At 60.2% G+C, this 18,245-nt stretch carries 13 protein-coding genes; 8 read left to right on the top strand and 5 right to left on the bottom strand.

Going from position 1 to position 18,245, the window contains the following annotated elements; translation table 11 throughout:
- Positions 1-31: 31 nt before the first annotated feature.
- The 5 genes from AB4N47_RS05090 to AB4N47_RS05070 all read left to right on the top strand — a co-directional run bounded on the left by AB4N47_RS05090 (position 32) and on the right by AB4N47_RS05070 (position 10,240).
- Entirely contained in the window at positions 32-1,195 is a 1,164-nt protein-coding gene (locus AB4N47_RS05090; protein WP_341639391.1) for an EAL domain-containing protein, read from the top strand.
- Between the two features lie 69 nt (positions 1,196-1,264).
- A complete protein-coding gene (locus AB4N47_RS05085) occupies positions 1,265-2,593 on the top strand; it encodes a deoxyguanosinetriphosphate triphosphohydrolase (RefSeq protein WP_016770846.1) in 1,329 nt (442 codons plus the stop codon).
- Positions 2,594-2,965: 372 nt separating this feature from the next.
- Positions 2,966-3,592: a response regulator transcription factor gene (locus AB4N47_RS05080; RefSeq protein WP_016770847.1), complete on the top strand. Its 627-nt coding sequence runs from the start codon at positions 2,966-2,968 to the stop codon at positions 3,590-3,592.
- Positions 3,593-3,600: 8 nt separating this feature from the next.
- On the top strand, positions 3,601-7,245 hold the full coding sequence (locus tag AB4N47_RS05075) for a transporter substrate-binding domain-containing protein (protein WP_341639390.1): 3,645 nt from the start codon (positions 3,601-3,603) through the stop codon (positions 7,243-7,245).
- A gap of 49 nt (positions 7,246-7,294) precedes the next feature.
- Positions 7,295-10,240: an HD domain-containing phosphohydrolase gene (locus AB4N47_RS05070; protein ID WP_460154427.1), complete on the top strand. Its 2,946-nt coding sequence runs from the start codon at positions 7,295-7,297 to the stop codon at positions 10,238-10,240.
- On the opposite strand, the gene AB4N47_RS05065 is transcribed toward AB4N47_RS05070, so the two are convergent.
- Together AB4N47_RS05065 and AB4N47_RS05060 are read right to left on the bottom strand one after the other, a co-directional pair.
- Positions 10,241-10,723 (bottom strand): GAF domain-containing protein, encoded by a 483-nt coding sequence (locus tag AB4N47_RS05065; RefSeq protein WP_016770850.1) that lies wholly within the window; start codon positions 10,721-10,723, stop codon positions 10,241-10,243.
- Positions 10,720-11,610 carry an ATP-binding protein gene (locus AB4N47_RS05060; RefSeq protein ID WP_341639388.1) on the bottom strand — a complete coding sequence of 297 codons (891 nt, stop codon included), beginning with the start codon at positions 11,608-11,610 and terminating at the stop codon, positions 10,720-10,722. The genes AB4N47_RS05065 and AB4N47_RS05060 overlap by 4 nt, the downstream gene beginning before the upstream one ends.
- Before the next feature lie 165 nt (positions 11,611-11,775).
- Between AB4N47_RS05060 and AB4N47_RS05055 the strand changes: the two genes are divergently transcribed.
- Positions 11,776-14,097: a hybrid sensor histidine kinase/response regulator gene (locus tag AB4N47_RS05055; RefSeq protein ID WP_258710320.1), complete on the top strand. Its 2,322-nt coding sequence runs from the start codon at positions 11,776-11,778 to the stop codon at positions 14,095-14,097.
- Here AB4N47_RS05055 and AB4N47_RS05050 read toward each other — a convergent pair.
- The 3 genes from AB4N47_RS05050 to msrB form a co-directional block, all read right to left on the bottom strand.
- Positions 14,081-14,539, bottom strand: a complete 459-nt coding sequence (locus AB4N47_RS05050; RefSeq protein WP_341639387.1) for a MarR family winged helix-turn-helix transcriptional regulator — start codon at positions 14,537-14,539, stop codon at positions 14,081-14,083. The genes AB4N47_RS05055 and AB4N47_RS05050 overlap by 17 nt on opposite strands.
- Complete coding sequence (locus AB4N47_RS05045; RefSeq protein WP_341639386.1) at positions 14,536-15,021, bottom strand: glutathione peroxidase; 486 nt, start codon at positions 15,019-15,021, stop codon at positions 14,536-14,538. The genes AB4N47_RS05050 and AB4N47_RS05045 overlap by 4 nt, the downstream gene beginning before the upstream one ends.
- A gap of 104 nt (positions 15,022-15,125) precedes the next feature.
- On the bottom strand, positions 15,126-15,521 hold the full coding sequence (gene msrB / locus AB4N47_RS05040; protein ID WP_130887911.1) for a peptide-methionine (R)-S-oxide reductase MsrB: 396 nt from the start codon (positions 15,519-15,521) through the stop codon (positions 15,126-15,128).
- Between the two features lie 224 nt (positions 15,522-15,745).
- Between msrB and AB4N47_RS05035 the strand changes: the two genes are divergently transcribed.
- Together AB4N47_RS05035 and htpX are read left to right on the top strand one after the other, a co-directional pair.
- Positions 15,746-16,957, top strand: a complete 1,212-nt coding sequence (locus AB4N47_RS05035) for a pyridoxal phosphate-dependent aminotransferase (protein WP_016770856.1) — start codon at positions 15,746-15,748, stop codon at positions 16,955-16,957.
- Between the two features lie 303 nt (positions 16,958-17,260).
- Positions 17,261-18,148 carry a protease HtpX gene (htpX, locus tag AB4N47_RS05030; protein WP_007908619.1) on the top strand — a complete coding sequence of 296 codons (888 nt, stop codon included), beginning with the start codon at positions 17,261-17,263 and terminating at the stop codon, positions 18,146-18,148.
- Positions 18,149-18,245: the final 97 nt, after the last annotated feature.

Here is an 18,245-nt window from a genome sequence, read left to right as displayed (position 1 = left end):
GCCAAACCAAAAACAAGATTAAGGACTTGCCGTGATCGACGGGCAACCGCTCGCCTGTTTTCAGCCTTTCATCGATACCGCCACAGGCCGCATCGCTGGTGTCGAAGCACTCGGTCGCTTGCGCCAGAGCGATGGTCAACTGACCTCGGTCGGGCCATTGTTCGCCGACCCACGGACCCCGGCCACCGCCTTGCGCCGTCTCGATCGGCAGATCCGTGACCACGCCCTCAGCCGCCTGCATGAAGCGCCGGCGGAGTGGTTCCTCAGCCTGAACATGTCGCCACGCTGGATCAGTCGCCTGCGCGCCGATCAAGCGCTGCCAAGCCTCAAGCAATTGGCGCGACACCAGGTTGATCCGCAGCGCATCGTCTTCGAAATCACCGAACTGGGCGGTAACAGCGAATGCCTGGCCCACGTGGTCGGGCGCTACCGTAACGCAGGGGCGAGAATCGCCATCGATGATTTTGGCGCCGGCTATTCGCAGCTGGATCGGGTACTGGCCCTGCAACCGGACATTCTCAAGCTCGACATGCGCCTGTTTCAGGCTGCGGCCCTCGGCGGACCGAGCAGTGACGTGGTCAAAGCACTTGCGCAGATGGCCGAAAAAACCGGCTGCTGGATCATCGCTGAAGGCGTCGAAACCGAAGCACAGCTGAATTTCGCCCTGGAGTGCGGCTCGCGCTACGTACAAGGTTTTCTTTTCGCCCGGGCGCAGGAAGACTTCTTCGCTACGGATGCTTTCGTCGCGCATTTCGCCCAACTCAGGCAGCGCTACGTAAAACAGAAACTCAGCGAGCGCGGAAAGCTGATGCAGATGCGTCAGCAGCTCAGCGAACTGATGGCGATTCTGCAGCAATGGGCGCAGGCCCGCGCCCCGCTCAGTGCGTTGCCGCAATTGCAGGCGTTTCCCTGGCTGCTGCGCTTTTATCAGTGCGATCGCCACGGCACGCAACTGACGCCCAACCTCGAATGGCGCCATGACGGCTGGTTCGCCGATGACCGCTATCTGGGGCACAACTGGTCGTGGCGACCGTACTTCTATCATCTGCTGGCCGAAGGCTGGGAAGAACGCCGCCTGACCCTGTCGAACACCTATCGCGATGCCACCAGCAACCAGTATTGCCTGACTGCGGGGCAGTTTTTCGATAACGGCGAACGGCTGTTGCTGATCGATATCGATGCGGCGGGTCTGTAGTTCCGCTTGCAGGCGCGCAGCCGAACCGGGAAGCTAGGGCGATCAGTCACCAGACGGAGAGAATCAGCCTTGGATTGGCCTACCCTGCTCAACCGCGAACGCCTCGGCAAGCCGCTGCACAGCCCACAAGAACTCGGCCGCAGCCCTTTTCACAAAGACCATGACCGCATCATTTTCTCCGGTGCCTTTCGCCGCCTCGGGCGCAAGACCCAAGTGCACCCGGTCACCAGCAACGATCACATTCATACCCGCCTGACCCACTCGCTGGAAGTCAGTTGTGTCGGCCGTTCGCTGGGCATGCGTGTCGGTGAAACCTTGCGCAGCGCGCTGCCAGACTGGTGCGACCCGGCCGACCTCGGCATGGTCGTGCAATCGGCTTGCCTGGCGCATGACATCGGCAATCCGCCGTTCGGCCATTCCGGCGAAGACGCGATTCGCCACTGGTTTCAACAAGCCGCCGGGCGTGGCTGGCTGGACGGCATGAGCGAGGCCGAGCGTGGTGATTTCCTCAATTTCGAAGGCAATGCTCAAGGCTTTCGCGTGCTTACGCAGCTGGAATATCACCAGTTCGACGGCGGCACACGCCTGACCTACGCGACGCTGGGGACATACCTGAAGTACCCGTGGACCGCGCGCCACGCCGACTCCCTCGGCTACAAGAAACACAAGTTCGGCTGCTATCAGAGCGAGCTGCCGCTGCTCGAACAGATCGCTCACAAGCTCGGCCTGCCGCAAATCGAAGACCAGCGCTGGGCACGCCATCCATTGGTGTACTTGATGGAGGCGGCCGATGACATCTGCTATGCGCTGATCGATCTCGAAGACGGTCTGGAAATGGAGCTGCTCGAATATGCCGAGGTCGAGTCACTGCTGCTCGGTCTGGTCGGCGACGATTTGCCGGAAACCTATCGCCAGCTCGGCCCGCAGGATTCCCGGCGGCGTAAACTGGCGATCCTGCGCGGCAAGGCCATCGAGCACCTGACCAACGCGGCAGCGCGGGCATTTGTCGAACAGCAGGATGCTCTGCTCGCCGGCACGCTGCACGGCGATCTGGTCGAACACATGCACGGGCCGGCGAAGCGCTGCGTGTTGAACGCCAAGGACATCGCGCGCAAGAAAATCTTTCAGGACAAACGCAAGACCCTGCATGAGATCGGCGCGTACACGACGCTGGAGATCCTGCTCAATTCGTTCTGCGGCGCCGCGCTGGAGCAGCACAACGGTCGCACGCCGTCGTTCAAGAGCCGGCGCATCCTCGATTTGCTTGGCAACAATGCGCCGGATCCGCAGGGTTCGTTGCACAGCTCGTTTCTGCGCATGATCGATTTCATCGCCGGCATGACCGACAGTTACGCCAGTGACATGGCACTGGAAATGACCGGGCGTTCAAGTCACTGAGTCTTGAGGGGTCAGCCGGTCACTGATCTGACCGGCTGACCACCATGAGAGTTTTGCTGAATGCCCCTGTGAACCAGGTGAGATTCAACTACGCTTGACCCATTAACCCGATCAAATAAACACCGCTGATTAAACACAACTTTAAACACCGACAAATAATTGAATATCAATATTGGCCTTCGGATCATTTCAATCTTCGGTCAATTGATTGCTCGCCCTTCCTTACGCCGAACCTAATTTCAACGTAGTCTCTTTCCTCATTACGCGTAGGATTAATCCGATAACGTAGTCGCGACACTACCAGTCCATGCGAGTGCTCATGCATCTGAGCTAAGGTGCGCGCTTTATTCATGCTTGCATGGGACTCTATTTATGAACTCCGTTTTTATTGTGGACGATCATCCGGTCATCCGCCTCGCCGTGCGAATGCTCCTGGAACATGAAGGCTACAAGGTCGTCGGCGAGACCGATAACGGTGTCGATGCCATGCAGATGGTCCGTGAATGCATGCCCGACCTGGTCATTCTCGATATCAGCATCCCCAAGCTGGACGGCCTCGAAGTGCTGGCCCGCTTCAACACCATGGGTTCGAATTTCAAGATTCTGATTCTGACGGCGCAGTGTCCTACGCTGTTCGGCATTCGTTGCATGCAATCCGGCGCATCGGGATATGTCTGCAAGCAGGAAGACTTGAGCGAATTGGTCAGCGCAATCAAAGCGGTACTTTCCGGTTATAACTATTTCCCCAGTCAAGCGCTTAATCCGGTGCGCGCCGACGACACTCGATACGCTGAACTTGAACTGTTCAAATCCGTCAATGACCGCGAACTGATGGTATTGCAGTTATTTGCTCAGGGACGTACCAACAAGGAAATAGCCAAGGGCATGTTTCTGAGCAACAAGACCGTCAGCACTTATAAAAAGCGTCTGATGCAAAAACTCAAAGCCAGATCCCTTGTAGAACTTATCGAGATGGCCAAACGTAACGCACTCGTGTGAGACTCCGCATGCCCAGCCGTGTAAAGGACTACCTGATTGCCTTGAGCGCTGTTCTGTACCTGAGCGCCAATGCCCTCGCCGCGCCAAGCGCTTCACCGGACTATGCATTGCTCAGCCGCTCGGCCACCGAGGCCGTTCAAACGGTCCTGCAGCCGTCACAACGGCAATGGCTGCAGACTCGCAGCGAACTGAAACTGGGTACCTCCGCACCTGATTACCCGCCATTCGACATGACCGTCAGTGGCCAGGACCACGAGGGACTGACCGCCGATTACGCAGGGATTCTCGGTCAGGCCACCGGTTTGCCGATTCGCGTGCAACGCTTTCCCTCGCGCGAGGCTGCAATTCGCGCCTTGATCGATGGCCAGATCGACCTGCTTGGCACAGCCAACGGCTACGAAGCAGGCAATGCCAACCTCGCGCTTTCCAGACCCTATGCGATCGATCAGCCGGTACTGGTAACCCGCGAGGACGAAACCCGCTCGCTGACCGAAGGCCTCGCCGGGCTGCGCCTGAGCATGGTGTATCACTACCTGCCGGTGCCCGAGATCAAAGCGCTGTATCCCAAAGCGCTGATCACCTGCTATCCGTCCTACCAGAACGCAATCAACGCGGTGGCCTTCGACCAGGCCGATGTGTTTCTCGGCGACACCCTCTCCACCCATTACATGATCAACAAGGGCTATCTCAACAATGTCCGTATGGCCAACTTCGGCAAGCAGGAAGCCCATGGCTTCAGCTTCGCCGTGCGGCGCAGCAATCCGCAGCTGCTGGGCATCATCGACACGGTGCTCGCAGCGATCCCGAGCAGTCAGCGCGACGACATCGCCAAGCGCTGGAGCGCCGGCAGCGACCTGCTGCTCACTGACAGAAAACTGCAGCTGACTGATCGTGAGGAAAAGTGGCTCAAGCAGCATCCCGTCGTCAGCGTGGTGGTCAATGAAGCTTACGCACCGTTGACCTTCTTCGACAGCGCCAGCAATTTCCGCGGCATCAGCGCCGACCTGCTCGAGCTGATCCGCTTGCGTACCGGCCTGCGTTTCGAGGTTCAGCGCAGCCGCAACGATGCGGAAATGATCAGGCAGATCGACAACCACAAAGCCGATCTGATTGCCGCCCTGCTGCCCAGCGCCGAACGTGAAAAAAACCTGAGCTTCAGTCGCCCGTATCTGGAAAATTCCTACGTGCTGCTGACCCGCAAAAGCGCCGACAGCCCGACCAATCTGGGCCAACTCAAAGGCAAGCGTCTGGCGATCGCCCAAGGCAATCCGCTGGTCGCCTACTTGCATGAGAATTTTCCGGGCATCGAACTGATCGAAACCCCCGACACGTTCAGCGCCGTGTCGATGCTCGCCGACAACCATGTCGACGGTGCGGTGAACTCGCTGGTGATCGCCAACTATTTCATCTCCTCGCGCATATTCGATCGGCCACTGCAAATCACCACCACGATCGGCACCAGTCAGGCAGCCTTCTCGCTGGCGACCGCCCGTGACAACACCGAACTGGCCTCGATCATCAACAAGGCGCTGCTGAGCATCGCTCCCGAGGAGCTCGGCGTGATCAACGGCCGCTGGCGCGGTTACTCCACGGCATCACAGAACATCTGGCAAAACTACCAGCGCCTGTTCTACCAAGTAGTCGCAGCCGCCGGTCTGATCCTGCTGCTGTTGTTGACCTGGAACGCCTACATGCGCCACCAGATCAAACAACGCCAGGCTGCCGAACGTGCGCTGAACGATCAACTGGAGTTCATGCGCTCGCTGGTCAACGGCACGCCGCACCCGATCTACGTGCGAGATCGCCAGGGTCTGCTGCAAAGTTGCAACGACAGTTATCTCGAAGCGTTCAACGCCAGACGCGAGGACATCATCGGCAAAGGCGTGATGCAGGGCACCTTGAGCAACGCATGCGAGGCCGAGGCATTCCAGGCCGATTACCAGAGAGTCATTGCCGAAGGCATTCCGTTGATCCTCGACCGGCCCCTGCACATCGGCAACCGCCGTCTGACGATTTACCACTGGATTCTTCCCTACCGCGACTCCAGCGGTGACGTTCAAGGGATTATCGGCGGCTGGATAGACATCAGTGAACGCCGCCAATTGTTTGAAAAACTGCGTGCGGCGAAAGAACAGGCGGACGAGGCGAACCGGGCCAAAAGTACCTTCCTGGCAACCATGAGCCATGAGATCCGTACGCCGATGAACGCCGTAATCGGCATGCTCGAACTGACCCTGCGACGCATCGATCCGCAACACCCCGATCGCGCATCGATCGACACGGCCTACCATTCGGCCAAGGATCTGCTCGGGCTGATCGGCGATATCCTCGACATTGCCCGCATCGAATCCGGGCGTCTGAGCCTGTCCCCGGAATGGATCAATCTGGTCGATACCGTGACCTCCGTTGCACGCATCTTCGACGGCCTCGCGCGGCAGAAAAACCTTGCCTTGCAAGTCGTCTTCAACCCGCCGCACCCGGCTGTGGATGTGCATCTGGATCCGCTGCGCTTCAAGCAGGTGCTGTCCAACCTGGTCAGCAACGCTATCAAGTTCACCGACAGTGGCCACGTGCGGATCACCCTCGACCTGATCCCGGCAGACGCTGCTGGGCGAACATTGATGCAGCTGACCGTGCAGGACAGCGGCTCAGGCATCAGCGCCGAAGATCAACAGCGCTTGTTCGAGCCATTCTCGCAGGCGGAAAACGGCAGTCGGCAGGCAAAAAACGGCGCCGGACTGGGGCTGGTCATCAGTCGCAACCTGTGCGAAATGATGGGCGGACAACTGCAGTTGAGCAGCCAGCCCGGCATCGGCACTCAGGTGTGCATATCGCTGCCGCTGGACAGCCTGCCGGCAAAGGCGAATCCGCCGAAAAGCGAACCGTTGATCAAGCCCGCGACCATGCCGTTACATGTCCTGGTTGTCGACGACCATCCGGCCAACCGTCTGCTCATGTGTCAGCAACTTGAGTTTCTCGGACATCGCTTCAGCATTGCCGAAGATGGCTGCAGCGGCCTCGAACGGTGGAAGGCCGATCATTTCGATCTGGTGATCGTCGACTGCAACATGCCCTTGATGAACGGCTATGACATGACCCGTGGGATTCGCCAGCTTGAACTGCAAAACCATCGCCCGCCGTGCACCGTGCTGGGTTTCACCGCCAATGCTCAGCCGGAAGAAGTCCAGCGCTGCAAGCTCGCCGGCATGGACGACTGCCTGTTCAAACCGTTGAGTCTGACCCTGCTCGGACAGTGGATCGACGGCATCACGCCGGCTTCACCGGCCTCGGTGTTCGATCTGCAAAGTCTGAGCTTGCTGACCGGCAACAACCCCGGGCAAACCCGACGCATGCTGGTGGAGCTGCTCAAGAGCAGCCGCCTCGACCGCGAGGAACTGCTCAGGCTGTCACCCGAGGATGATCGCGAAGCGCTGGCGGTGGTTGCGCACAAGATCAAGGGCGCAGCACGCATCGCGCAGGCCTCGCGGTTGATCGAATGTTGCGATGAGCTTGAGGCCGCTTGCGAGCAAGCGCTCGCATCACAGGAGATTGCCCGTCGCTGGGCGGCAACCAGTCAGGCGATGCTCGAACTGGCGCAGGCCCTGCAGCAGCAATTGACCCTGGCCGATCAAGGCACAGACAGCGAGTCTTAACTATGCTTGGACGCTGAGCAGTGAGTTAAACATTCATGGAGAGCCAGCAATGCACAGCCCACTGCGCCCCGAGCAACGCCGGTTGCCGCTGCACGTGCACATCAGCGTCATGTTCACCTTTCTTTTATTGCTTACGGGCGTGGTGCTGGGCCTGTTCAATTATCACCAGACCACGCAGATCATCCTGTCGAGCAGCGAAAAGCTGTTTGACCGCATCGAGCAGGATGTACGCCTCGATCTGCAGGCAACCTATCAGCCGATCCGCAACCTGCTGAGCCTGCTGGCGGACACCCCGGCGGCCCACGCGAGCGATCTGCAACAACGCCTGCCGTTGCTCAAACCCTTCAGCCAGTCGCTCACCGATAACCCGGCGCTGGCGTCGTTGTATCTGGGTTACGCCAATGGCGATTTCTTCATGGTGCGCGCGCTGCGCACTCCGGCTCTGAAGGCACAGCTTCAGGCGCCTGAAGCGGCGGCCTATCAGGTCTGGAGCATCGAGCACGAGCCGCAAGGCACTGTACGCTCGCAATCACTGTTCTTTGATCAGGCACTGACGCCGCTCAGCCGCCGCGATCATCCAGACGAGCCTTACGATCCGCGCAGCCGGACCTGGTTCAGCGACGCCCTGCAACAGGCCGGGCAGATCACCACCGAGCCCTATGTATTTTTCTCGACCCACAATGTCGGCACCACGCTGGCCCGGCGCAGCGGCGAGAATGCCGTGATCGGCGCCGATCTGACCCTCGCTTCGCTGTCGACCGCCCTGGGCAAGCACCGGGTCACGCCCTCGACAGAAATCGCGTTGTACGACACCGACGGCAACGCCGTGGCCTATCACGACAGCCATCGCCTGATCATCGATGACCGCACTGCGCGTCTGGCCAGAGCGGCCGATCTCAGCCCTGAGCTGAACGCGCTGCTCAGCTCCGACACTATCGGCAAGCGTCTGCAAGTAAACGATCGGCAATGGATCGTCGCGCGCACCAGCATCGAGGAAGGCGGGCCGAAAGGTCTGCAACTGGCGCTGCTGGTGCCGGAAGACGAATTGCTGGTGGATGCGTTCCGGATGCGCTGGCAAGGCGCGCTGATCACCCTCGCCATCCTGTTGCTGTGCCTGCCATTGGGCTGGGTGATTTCGCGGATTCTGGTCAAGCCGCTGCATGCCTTGGTCAAAGAAGCCGACGCCATCCGCAGCTTCGACTTCAGTTCCCCGCTGGCGCGCCGCTCGCCCGTACTGGAAGTCGATCAATTGAGCCTGTCGATGGCGCGGATGAAAGAAACCCTCGGCAGTTTCTTCCGCATCACCGACAGCCTTTGCGCCGAAACCCGTTTTGCCCCGCTACTCGAACGCGTGCTGTTCGAAACCGTGCAGATCGCTCAGGCACAGGCCGGTCTGATCTACCTGCGCGAAGCCGACGGCGCGCGCATGGAACCTTATGGACTGGTGATTGATGGCGTGCCGCGGAAGCTGGAGGCGTTCGACATTGAGGGACGCGAGCTGCATAAGAACACCGGCCCGGCGTGGTTCGAGCAACTGGCCAGCGCCAACAATACCGTCAGCCATCTGGGCTTCGATCAGGCCGGCGACTTGCAGAAAATCCTCTTGGCCATGGAATCACCGCGCATCCACTTGATCGGTATCCGCCTGCACAACCAGCACGACGAAACCATCGGCCTGCTGATTCTGCTGGTCAATGACAGCGGCGCGCCGGGCGATCTGGAAAAGCTGCGCCCCGATCGTATCGCCTTCTTGCAGGCGGTGTCCGGCGCGGCGGCGGTGAGCATCGAAAGTCAGCGTCTGCAAGCGCGGCAGAAACAACTGCTCGATGCCTTCATCCAACTGCTCGCCAGCGCGATCGATGCCAAGAGCCCCTACACCGGTGGCCACTGCCAGCGGGTTCCGGAATTGACGCTGATGCTCGCCCAGGCCGCTGCGGCAAGCCAGGACCCGGCGTTCAGCGCTTACCAACCGAGCGAGGATGAATGGGAGGCGTTGCACATCGCAGCGTGGCTGCACGATTGCGGCAAGGTCACGACGCCGGAATACGTAGTCGACAAGGCCACCAAGCTCGAGACCATCAACGACCGCATCCACGAAATCCGCACCCGCTTCGAGGTGCTCAAGCGTGACGTGTGGATCAACTACTGGCAGACGCTGGCAAGCGGTGGAGACGAAGCGGCGCTGGCCCGCGCCCGTGATAGTGAGTTGCTGATGCTCGACGACGACTTCGCCTTTGTCGCCCGCTGCAATCTCGGTGGCGAGGCCATGGCCGAGGCCGATCTGCTGCGCCTCGAGCAAGTCGCGCAACGCAGATGGCTGCGCACACTGGATGATCGCCTCGGTGTGTCATGGGAAGAAAACCGCCGCCAGGCAAAAACACCGGCGGCGACGCTGCCCGTCAGTGAAACACTGCTCGCCGACAAACCCGAGCATCTGATCGAACGCGACAAGAACGAGCTGATCCCCGAGGACAACCCCTGGGGCTTCAAACTCGATGTACCCGAGTACAAGTACAACCGCGGCGAGCTGCACAACCTGAAGATCGCCCGCGGCACCCTTACCCGTGAAGAGCGCTACATCATCAACCATCACATGGTGCAGACGATCATGATGCTCAGCCACCTGCCCTTCCCCGGCCACCTGGACAGCATTGCCGAGATCGCCGGTGGTCATCATGAAAAAATGGATGGCACCGGGTATCCGAAACGGCTGAAACGCGAGGAGATGAGCCTGCCGGCGAGGATGATGGCGATTGCCGATATTTTCGAAGCGCTGACTGCCGCCGATCGCCCTTACAAGAAAGCCAAGTCGTTGAGCGAGGCGCTGGGGATCATGGCGACCATGTGCCGTGAAGCGCACATCGATGCGCCGCTGTTCGGCCTGTTCATCAATGAGGGTGTGTACCTGCAGTACGCGACGCGGTTTCTTGATCCCGCGCAAATCGACAGCGTGGATACGGCCAGCCTGTTGCACAAGGCTGGCCTCAGCGGTTGATCAGCAGTCGGTCAGGCGCAGGAAAATCGCCGCCAGTTGCTCGATGCCGGCCTGATCCTCGGCGCCGAAACGCGCCAGCTTCGGGCTGTCGAGGTCGAGCACGCCGATCAGGCGTCCGTCCTTGACCAACGGCACAACCAGTTCGCTATTGGACGCGCTGTCGCAGGCGATGTGACCGGGGAAAGCATGCACATCCTCGACGCGCTGGGTTTGCAGGCTGGCAGCAGCAGCGCCGCACACACCGCGCCCGAACGGGATGCGCACGCAAGCGATCTGGCCCTGAAACGGGCCGAGCACCAGCTCTTCGTTGCGATTGAGGTAGAAACCGGCCCAGTTCAGATCATCGAGCTGGTTGAACAGGAACGCCGAGAACTGCGCGGCATTGGCGATGAAATCGCGCTCGTCCGCCAGTAGCGATTCCAGTTGCGCGGCCAACATACCGTAGCCTTCGAGGCCCTGGCCGCTTTGTTGCAAATCAATCATGCCTTGTGCTCCAGCAATTTCAGTCCCACCCAGTAGCGGGCGAATTGATACGCGCAACGTCCGTTGCGATTACCGCGGCCGGTGGCCCAGCGCACGGCGAGGATGTCCAGTGCTTCGTCGCGCTGCCAGCTCAGGCCGGCCTCGGCGGCCAACTGGCCGATCCAGTGCTCGACGACGTTGAGAAAATGTTCCTGGGTAAACGGGTAGAACGACAGCCACAGACCGAAACGGTCAGACAGGGCGATCTTGTCTTCCACCGCTTCGCTCGGGTGCAGTTCGCCGTCGACGCGCTTCCAGTTTTCGTTGTCGCTTTCCTTTTCCGGCACCAGGTGGCGGCGGTTGGAAGTGGCGTACAGCAAGACGTTGTCGGGTGCCTGCTCGAGCGAACCGTCGAGCACGCTTTTCAGCACGCGGTAGTCGCCTTCGCCGGATTCGAACGACAGGTCATCGCAGAACAGCACGAAACGTTGCGGCAATTTGGCGACTTGCTCGACCACCCGTGGCAGGTCAGCCAAGTGATCGCGTTCGATCTCGATCAGACGCAGGCCGGCACCGGCGTGCTCGGCCAGCAACGCACGCACCAGCGAAGACTTGCCGGTACCGCGCGAACCCCAGAGCAAGGCGTGGTTGGCCGGCATGCCATCAAGAAATTGTTGCGTGTTGCGCCCCAACTGCTCCAGCTGACGGTCGACGCCGATCAGGTCGGACAGACGCATGTCGAGGCTGACTTCCAGCGGCAACAGGTAGCCGCTGCGACCGTCACGCTGCCAGCGCGCTGCCAGGCATGTGTTCCAGTCAATGACGGGGCGCGGTGCCGGCAACAGTGGTTCGATTCGCGTCAGAACCGACTCGGCGCGTTCAAGAAAAGCATTCAATCGGGAATCCACGTCTTCTCCTCGGGCACTTTCACAGTGATGATGACGATCCAGCGCCGACATACAGATAAAATCGCCTCAGCAAGCCTTGTTACAAGGCGATTCGGGAACCTCGGTATCCCTGCATGATCGACTATGCTTGAGCAGCGAAGGGAAACGGAAGTGGTTCAACAACCCATGGATATCAAATTCACCCACCGGCTGTCTTACAAGCAAGCCAGGCTTACCGTGCTGGTCGGGTTCATTCTGGGCACCCTGCTCAGTCTGCTGCAGATCGGCATCGATTATGCCAGCGAAGACGCTTCCATCAACCGGGAAATCCTCGCACTGCTGGAAATCAGCCACAATCCGGCCTCGCGCATCGCCTACAACATCGATGCCGAACTGGCGCAGGAGCTCACCCTCGGCCTGCTGCGCTCGCCGGCGATCATCGCCGCGCAATTGATCGACAACAACGAGACCGTCCTGGCCAACGTCAAACGCCCGGAACTGCAGAGCAGCTATCGGCTGATCAGCGACTTCCTGTTCGGCGCCAAGCGTCATTTCGAAGATCGCCTGTACCTCGACCATTTGCCCAACGAATCCCTCGGCGTCCTCAAACTGGAAGTCGACACTTACGCCTTTGGCAGCCGCTTCTTGCGCCGCGCGGAAGTCACCCTGCTCAACGGTTTCGCCCGCAGTCTGCTGCTGACCGGGATCCTCCTGGCGCTGTTCTACGTGATGCTCACCAAGCCACTGGTGCGGGTCATCCGTGAGCTCAGCGGCCGCGACCCGCGCAGCGCCGAGCCGACCACGCTCGAGTGCCCCGCCGGCCACGGCAACGATGAGATCGGCGTGCTGGTCAAGGTCGCCAATCAGCAGTTCGAGAACATCGCCACCGAAATCCAGCAGCGGCGCACCGCGGAAAACCGCCTGACCGAATACCTCGCGCAACTGGAAGACATCGTCTCGGCGCGCACCGCCGAACTCAAGGCAATCAACGCCCGCCTCAGTCAATCCAACGAAGAACTGGAAGTGGCCCGCCGCACCGCGCTGGACATGGCCGAAGCGCGTTCGGCGTTTCTGGCCAATATGAGCCATGAAATCCGCACACCGCTCAACGGTTTGCTGGGGATGATCGCGCTGTCGCTGGACGGCCCGCTCAACGCCGAGCAGCAGCAACAGCTGTCGATCGCCCACGACTCGGGCAAGGTGCTGGTGGAACTGCTCAACGATATTCTCGACCTGTCGAAATTCGACGCCGGGCAACTGGAGCTGGAAAACATCCCGTTCGACCTCGGCTCGCTGATCGAAGACACCGCCAACCTGCTCTCGCAGAACGCCGCGCCGAGCGTCGAGCTGACCTGTCTGATCGAGCCGCACTTCCCGGCGCTGGTACTGGGCGACCCGACCCGAGTGCGGCAGATCGTCAGCAACCTGCTGTCGAATGCTCTGAAATTCACCCGCTTCGGTCGGGTCGATGTGCGCCTGTCGGCACACAAGGGTGGCGTGCGCATCGAAGTCTGCGATACCGGCATCGGCATCGCCCAGGAAGCGCAGGTGAAAATCTTCCAGCCGTTCACCCAGGCCGGCGCCGGTATCACCCGTCAGTACGGCGGCACCGGGCTGGGGCTCGCGCTAACGTACAACCTGTGCGAAGCGATGCAGGGTCGGCTGACCATCAGTTCCGAAAGCGGCTTCGGCAGCCAGTTCTGCGCCGAACTGCCACTGCCCTCTCACACCCGCGCGCTGCCGCCGATACCGTTACGCGGCAAGGTTCTCGCCATCACCGCTGCCAGCAGTGGCTTGGCGGAATTGCTGAAAAGCCTGTTGCCGGTGTGGGGCCTGGAATACACGCAGCGCACCATTGATGATTCGCTGCTGGGCCTGAATCCGGATGTGCTGATCACCGATTGTCCGGAATGCCTGTTCGGTCTGCGCCCGAGCATCACCGCGCCGATTCTGCTGGTGACTGCTTACGGCAGTTTTCTGCCCAGCGAAGAAGCCGCCGCCCTCGCCCCCTTGCAGCAGCAGGCCCGGCCGCTGGCGCGCAACGCGCTGTACCAGCATCTGCGACGGATTCTGCAACCGGAGGTCGCCGCCCTCACCGAAGCGCAAGCGGACGCCTCGCCGTCCGCGCGCCGGGGCAAGGTGCTGCTGGTCGAGGACAACCCGGTCAATCAACTGGTGGCAAAAGGCATGCTTGGCAAGCTTGGCTGCGATGTGGTGGTGGCGGGGCATGGCGCCGAGGCGCTGGATCAGCTGGAGTTTGCCGATTTCGATCTGGTGCTGATGGACTGCAACATGCCGGTGATGGATGGCTATGAAGCCAGTCGGCAGATTCGCCAGAGCGGGCGCTGGCCGAATCTGCCGATTGTCGCGCTGACCGCCAATGCCATGTCCGAGGAACGCGAACGCTGCCGCGCGGCGGGCATGAGCGACTATCTGGCCAAACCGTTTCGCCGCGAAGAACTCGCCGCGCTGCTCGATCAGTGGATGCCGACTACGTCAGCGCTTTGATTTGCCCGAGCAAATGATCGAGGCCGGCGCGCAAGTCGTTGAGCCGGTTAAGATCAACGCCACTGTCGCAGAGCAGGCGCGCCTTGAGTGGCCCGACCTGCTCGCGTAATGCTGCTCCGGCAGGGGTCAGGCTCAAATGCACTTCGCGTTCATCACGTGCCGAGCGCCGACGCTGGACCAGATCGATCTGCTCCAGACGCTTGAGCAATGGCGTCAATGTCCCCGAGTCCAGCGCCAGACGCTCGCCCAAGGCCTTGACCGTCGGTTGCTCCGGCGCAGCATCCTGCCATTCCCACAGCACCAGCATCGCCACGTACTGCGGGTACGTCAGGCCCAACTGATCGAGCATCGGTTTGTAGGCACGAATCACCGCCCGCGAGGCCGCGTAAAGCTTGAAGCACAACTGGCTGTCGAGCCTCAGCGAGTCACCCGGCTGGCTCATTTCAGCAAAGCTTCGATCTCGCCGCTCAGGTCCTGCGGTTTGGTCGTCGGGGCGAAACGCTTGACCAACTGGCCATCCTTGCCGATCAGAAACTTGGTGAAATTCCACTTGATGCCCTGCGAGCCGAGCAGGCCCGGGGCGCGCTTCTTCAACTGCACGAACAGCGGGTGAGCATCGGCGCCGTTGACGTCGATCTTCTTGAACAGCGGGAAGCTGACGCCGAAATTCAGTTCGCAGAATTCGCTGATGGCGCCCTCATTGCCCGGCTCCTGTTTGCCGAACTGGTTGCAAGGGAAACCCAATACCACCAGCCCCTGGTCCTTGTAGGTCTGCCAGAGATCTTCGAGGCCCTTGTATTGCGGAGTGAAGCCACACTTGCTCGCAGTATTGACCACCAGCACCGCTTTACCGGCGAAATCGGCCAAAGTCTTTTGCTCACCCTTGATGGTGGTGCACGGGATATTCAGCAGGTTGTCGCTCATGGGTCGGCTCCGCAATGGTGAGGAAGGCGCAAACATAACGAGCAATTGAATTGCGTGCAATCTAATTGCTCGATAAAAAGGCGACGCAATGTCGCCTGTTTCGGTTATTCGCGCGGCTCGAGATTCAGGCACACCGAGTTGATGCAATAACGCAGGCCGGTCGGTGGCGGGCCATCCGGGAATACGTGCCCCAGATGCGCATCGCAGCGCGCGCATTTCACTTCGGTGCGAATCATGCCGTGGCTGGTGTCGCGGATTTCTGTCATCGCGCTTTCGCCGATCGGCTGATAGAAACTTGGCCAGCCGCAGCCGGAATCGAATTTGGTCTTCGAATCGAACAAAGGCTCGTTGCAGCACACACAGTGGTAGACACCGTCGGTTTTGGTGTCGTTGTATTTGCCCGAGAACGGACGCTCGGTGGCACTCAGACGGCAGACGTTGTACTGCTCGGGGTCGAGCATGGCACGCCATTCTTCCAGGGTTTTCTGCAACTTTTCCATCATCACACCTCAGCGGCTGAAAAAGCCCGATCTGTACCTTTTCCACGGATCGGGCGGCACGTATGATTGCGCCTCGTCACGCGCCAGTCTGGCAGCCAGACCGGGCGCATTCAAACGGATTCTGAGCGCAAAAGCGCCAGACCTCCGCCTGTGCGAAGACGCAGCAATCCCAGTACGGTTGTCCATTTGCCGCCTGGATCGTTCATTTTCGGGATCACATCGCCATGCAGTTCAGCAAATCGAACAAGCTCGCCAACGTCTGCTACGACATTCGCGGCCCGGTGCTCAAGCACGCCAAACGACTGGAAGAGGAAGGCCAGCGCATCCTCAAGCTGAACATCGGCAACCCGGCGCCGTTTGGTTTCGAAGCGCCGGACGAAATCCTCCAGGACGTGATCCGCAACCTGCCGACCGCGCAGGGTTACAGCGACTCCAAAGGCCTGTTCAGCGCGCGCAAGGCGGTGATGCAGTACTACCAGCAGAAGCAGGTTGAAGGTGTCGGCATCGAAGACATCTACCTGGGCAACGGTGTGTCCGAGCTGATCGTGATGTCGCTGCAGGCGCTGCTCAATAATGGCGACGAAGTGCTGGTGCCAGCCCCGGACTATCCGCTGTGGACCGCTGCCGTCAGCCTCGCTGGCGGTAACGCCGTGCATTATCTGTGCGACGAAGGCGCCGACTGGTTCCCGGATCTGGCCGACATCAAGGCCAAGATCACCCCGAACACCAAGGCCATGGTGATCATCAACCCGAACAACCCGACCGGTGCGGTGTACTCGAAGGAAGTGTTGCTGGGCATGCTGGAAATCGCCCGCGCGCACAATCTGGTGGTGTTCTCCGACGAGATCTACGACAAGATTCTTTATGACGACGCCGTGCATATCTGCACCGCTTCTCTGGCGCCGGACCTGCTCTGCCTGACCTTCAACGGCCTGTCGAAATCCTACCGCGTGGCCGGTTTCCGCTCCGGCTGGATTGCCATTTCCGGGCCGAAACACAACGCGCAGAGTTACATCGAAGGCATCGACATGCTGGCCAACATGCGCCTGTGCGCCAACGTGCCGAGCCAGCACGCGATCCAGACCGCGCTAGGGGGCTACCAGAGCATCAACGATCTGGTGCTGCCGCAGGGTCGCCTGCTGGAGCAGCGTAACCGCACCTGGGAGTTGCTTAACGATATTCCCGGCGTCAGCTGCGTGAAGCCGATGGGCGCGTTGTACGCGTTCCCGAAAATCGACCCGAAGGTCTGCCCGATCCACAACGACGAGAAGTTCGTGCTTGATCTGCTGCTTTCCGAGAAGCTGCTGGTGGTCCAGGGCACAGCGTTCAACTGGCCGTGGCCGGATCACTTCCGCGTGGTCACCCTGCCCCGCGTCGATGATCTGGAAATGGCCATCGGCCGCATCGGCAACTTCCTCAAGTCCTACCGCCAGTAATGGGCCAGCAGTGCGCAACGAATTGGCTGTTGCGCACTGTCTGATTCAGCAACACATCTTTGTTCCGCGCCTTTGCAGCCCTTCTACACTTGCGATGCGAGCCGTACAGACGTGTCTGACCTAATGGCGGCGGGGCGAAAGGCTGTGTCATCCGTGTCGGAATCGAGGGTGGGAATTTTCTTTTTGCTCAGGAAACCGCTGTAGGACACAGTTTGAAATAGTCACTCGGTTGAATAGCCCGGTGCCGCACCTTATATACCCCGCAGTACGCTACATCTTTAGCTTGAGGAGAGTTCTACAACCATGATGCGCATCCTGCTGTTTTTGGCCACTAACCTGGCGGTCGTGCTGATAGCCAGCATCACCCTGAGCCTGTTCGGCTTCAACGGGTTCATGGCGGCCAACGGGGTCGACCTCGACCTCAGTCAGCTGCTGGTTTTCTGTGCGGTCTTTGGTTTCGCCGGCTCGCTGTTCTCGCTGTTCATCTCCAAGTGGATGGCGAAGATGAGCACCGGCACGCAAATCATCAGCCAGCCACGCACCCGTCATGAGCAATGGCTGCTGCAAACGGTCGAGCAATTGTCCCGCGAAGCCGGGATCAAGATGCCTGAAGTCGGGATTTTCCCGGCCTACGAAGCGAATGCTTTCGCTACCGGCTGGAACAAGAACGACGCGCTGGTCGCGGTCAGCCAGGGCCTGCTTGAGCGTTTTTCGCCCGATGAAGTGAAAGCCGTACTGGCCCACGAAATCGGTCACGTCGCCAACGGCGACATGGTCACGCTGGCGCTGATCCAGGGCGTGGTGAACACCTTTGTGATGTTCTTCGCGCGAATCATCGGCAACTTCGTCGACAAGGTGATTTTCAAGAACGAAGAAGGTCAGGGCATCGCCTACTACGTGGCGACCATCTTCGCCGAACTGGTGCTGGGCATCCTCGCCAGCGCAATCGTCATGTGGTTCTCGCGCAAGCGCGAATTCCGTGCCGACGAAGCCGGCGCCCGCCTGGCCGGTACCAGCGCGATGATCGGCGCTCTGCAACGTCTGCGCGCCGAACAGGGCCTGCCGGTGCACATGCCCGACACCCTGAACGCCTTCGGCATCAACGGTGGCATCAAACAGGGCTTCGCCCGCATGTTCATGAGCCACCCGCCGCTGGAAGAGCGTATTGACGCACTGCGTCGTCGCGGTTGATTTGACCGAAGTGAAAAAGAAGGCCCGCAGCGATGCGGGCCTTTTTTGTATCTCCAGATCATGCGTTGTCGGCAAAGCCCCATTCGCGAGCAGGCTC

It is taken from the genome of Pseudomonas sp. S3_G06, assembly GCF_054667565.1.
Note: the sequence above shows the minus strand (reverse complement) of the source record. Positions and strands in the feature narration are given on the sequence as shown.

What these genes read in the sequence shown, in the direction of transcription:
- AB4N47_RS05045 (WP_341639386.1), bottom strand. Translation starts at nt 15,021, where the DNA reads ATGAGCGACAACCTGCTGAATATCCCGTGCACCACCATCAAGGGTGAG.
- AB4N47_RS05055 (WP_258710320.1), top strand. Translation starts at nt 11,776, where the DNA reads ATGGATATCAAATTCACCCACCGGCTGTCTTACAAGCAAGCCAGGCTT.
- AB4N47_RS05050 (WP_341639387.1), bottom strand. Translation starts at nt 14,539, where the DNA reads ATGAGCCAGCCGGGTGACTCGCTGAGGCTCGACAGCCAGTTGTGCTTC.
- AB4N47_RS05070 (WP_460154427.1), top strand. Translation starts at nt 7,295, where the DNA reads ATGCACAGCCCACTGCGCCCCGAGCAACGCCGGTTGCCGCTGCACGTG.
- msrB (WP_130887911.1), bottom strand. Translation starts at nt 15,521, where the DNA reads ATGGAAAAGTTGCAGAAAACCCTGGAAGAATGGCGTGCCATGCTCGAC.
- AB4N47_RS05035 (WP_016770856.1), top strand. Translation starts at nt 15,746, where the DNA reads ATGCAGTTCAGCAAATCGAACAAGCTCGCCAACGTCTGCTACGACATT.
- htpX (WP_007908619.1), top strand. Translation starts at nt 17,261, where the DNA reads ATGATGCGCATCCTGCTGTTTTTGGCCACTAACCTGGCGGTCGTGCTG.
- AB4N47_RS05075 (WP_341639390.1), top strand. Translation starts at nt 3,601, where the DNA reads ATGCCCAGCCGTGTAAAGGACTACCTGATTGCCTTGAGCGCTGTTCTG.
- AB4N47_RS05080 (WP_016770847.1), top strand. Translation starts at nt 2,966, where the DNA reads ATGAACTCCGTTTTTATTGTGGACGATCATCCGGTCATCCGCCTCGCC.
- AB4N47_RS05065 (WP_016770850.1), bottom strand. Translation starts at nt 10,723, where the DNA reads ATGATTGATTTGCAACAAAGCGGCCAGGGCCTCGAAGGCTACGGTATG.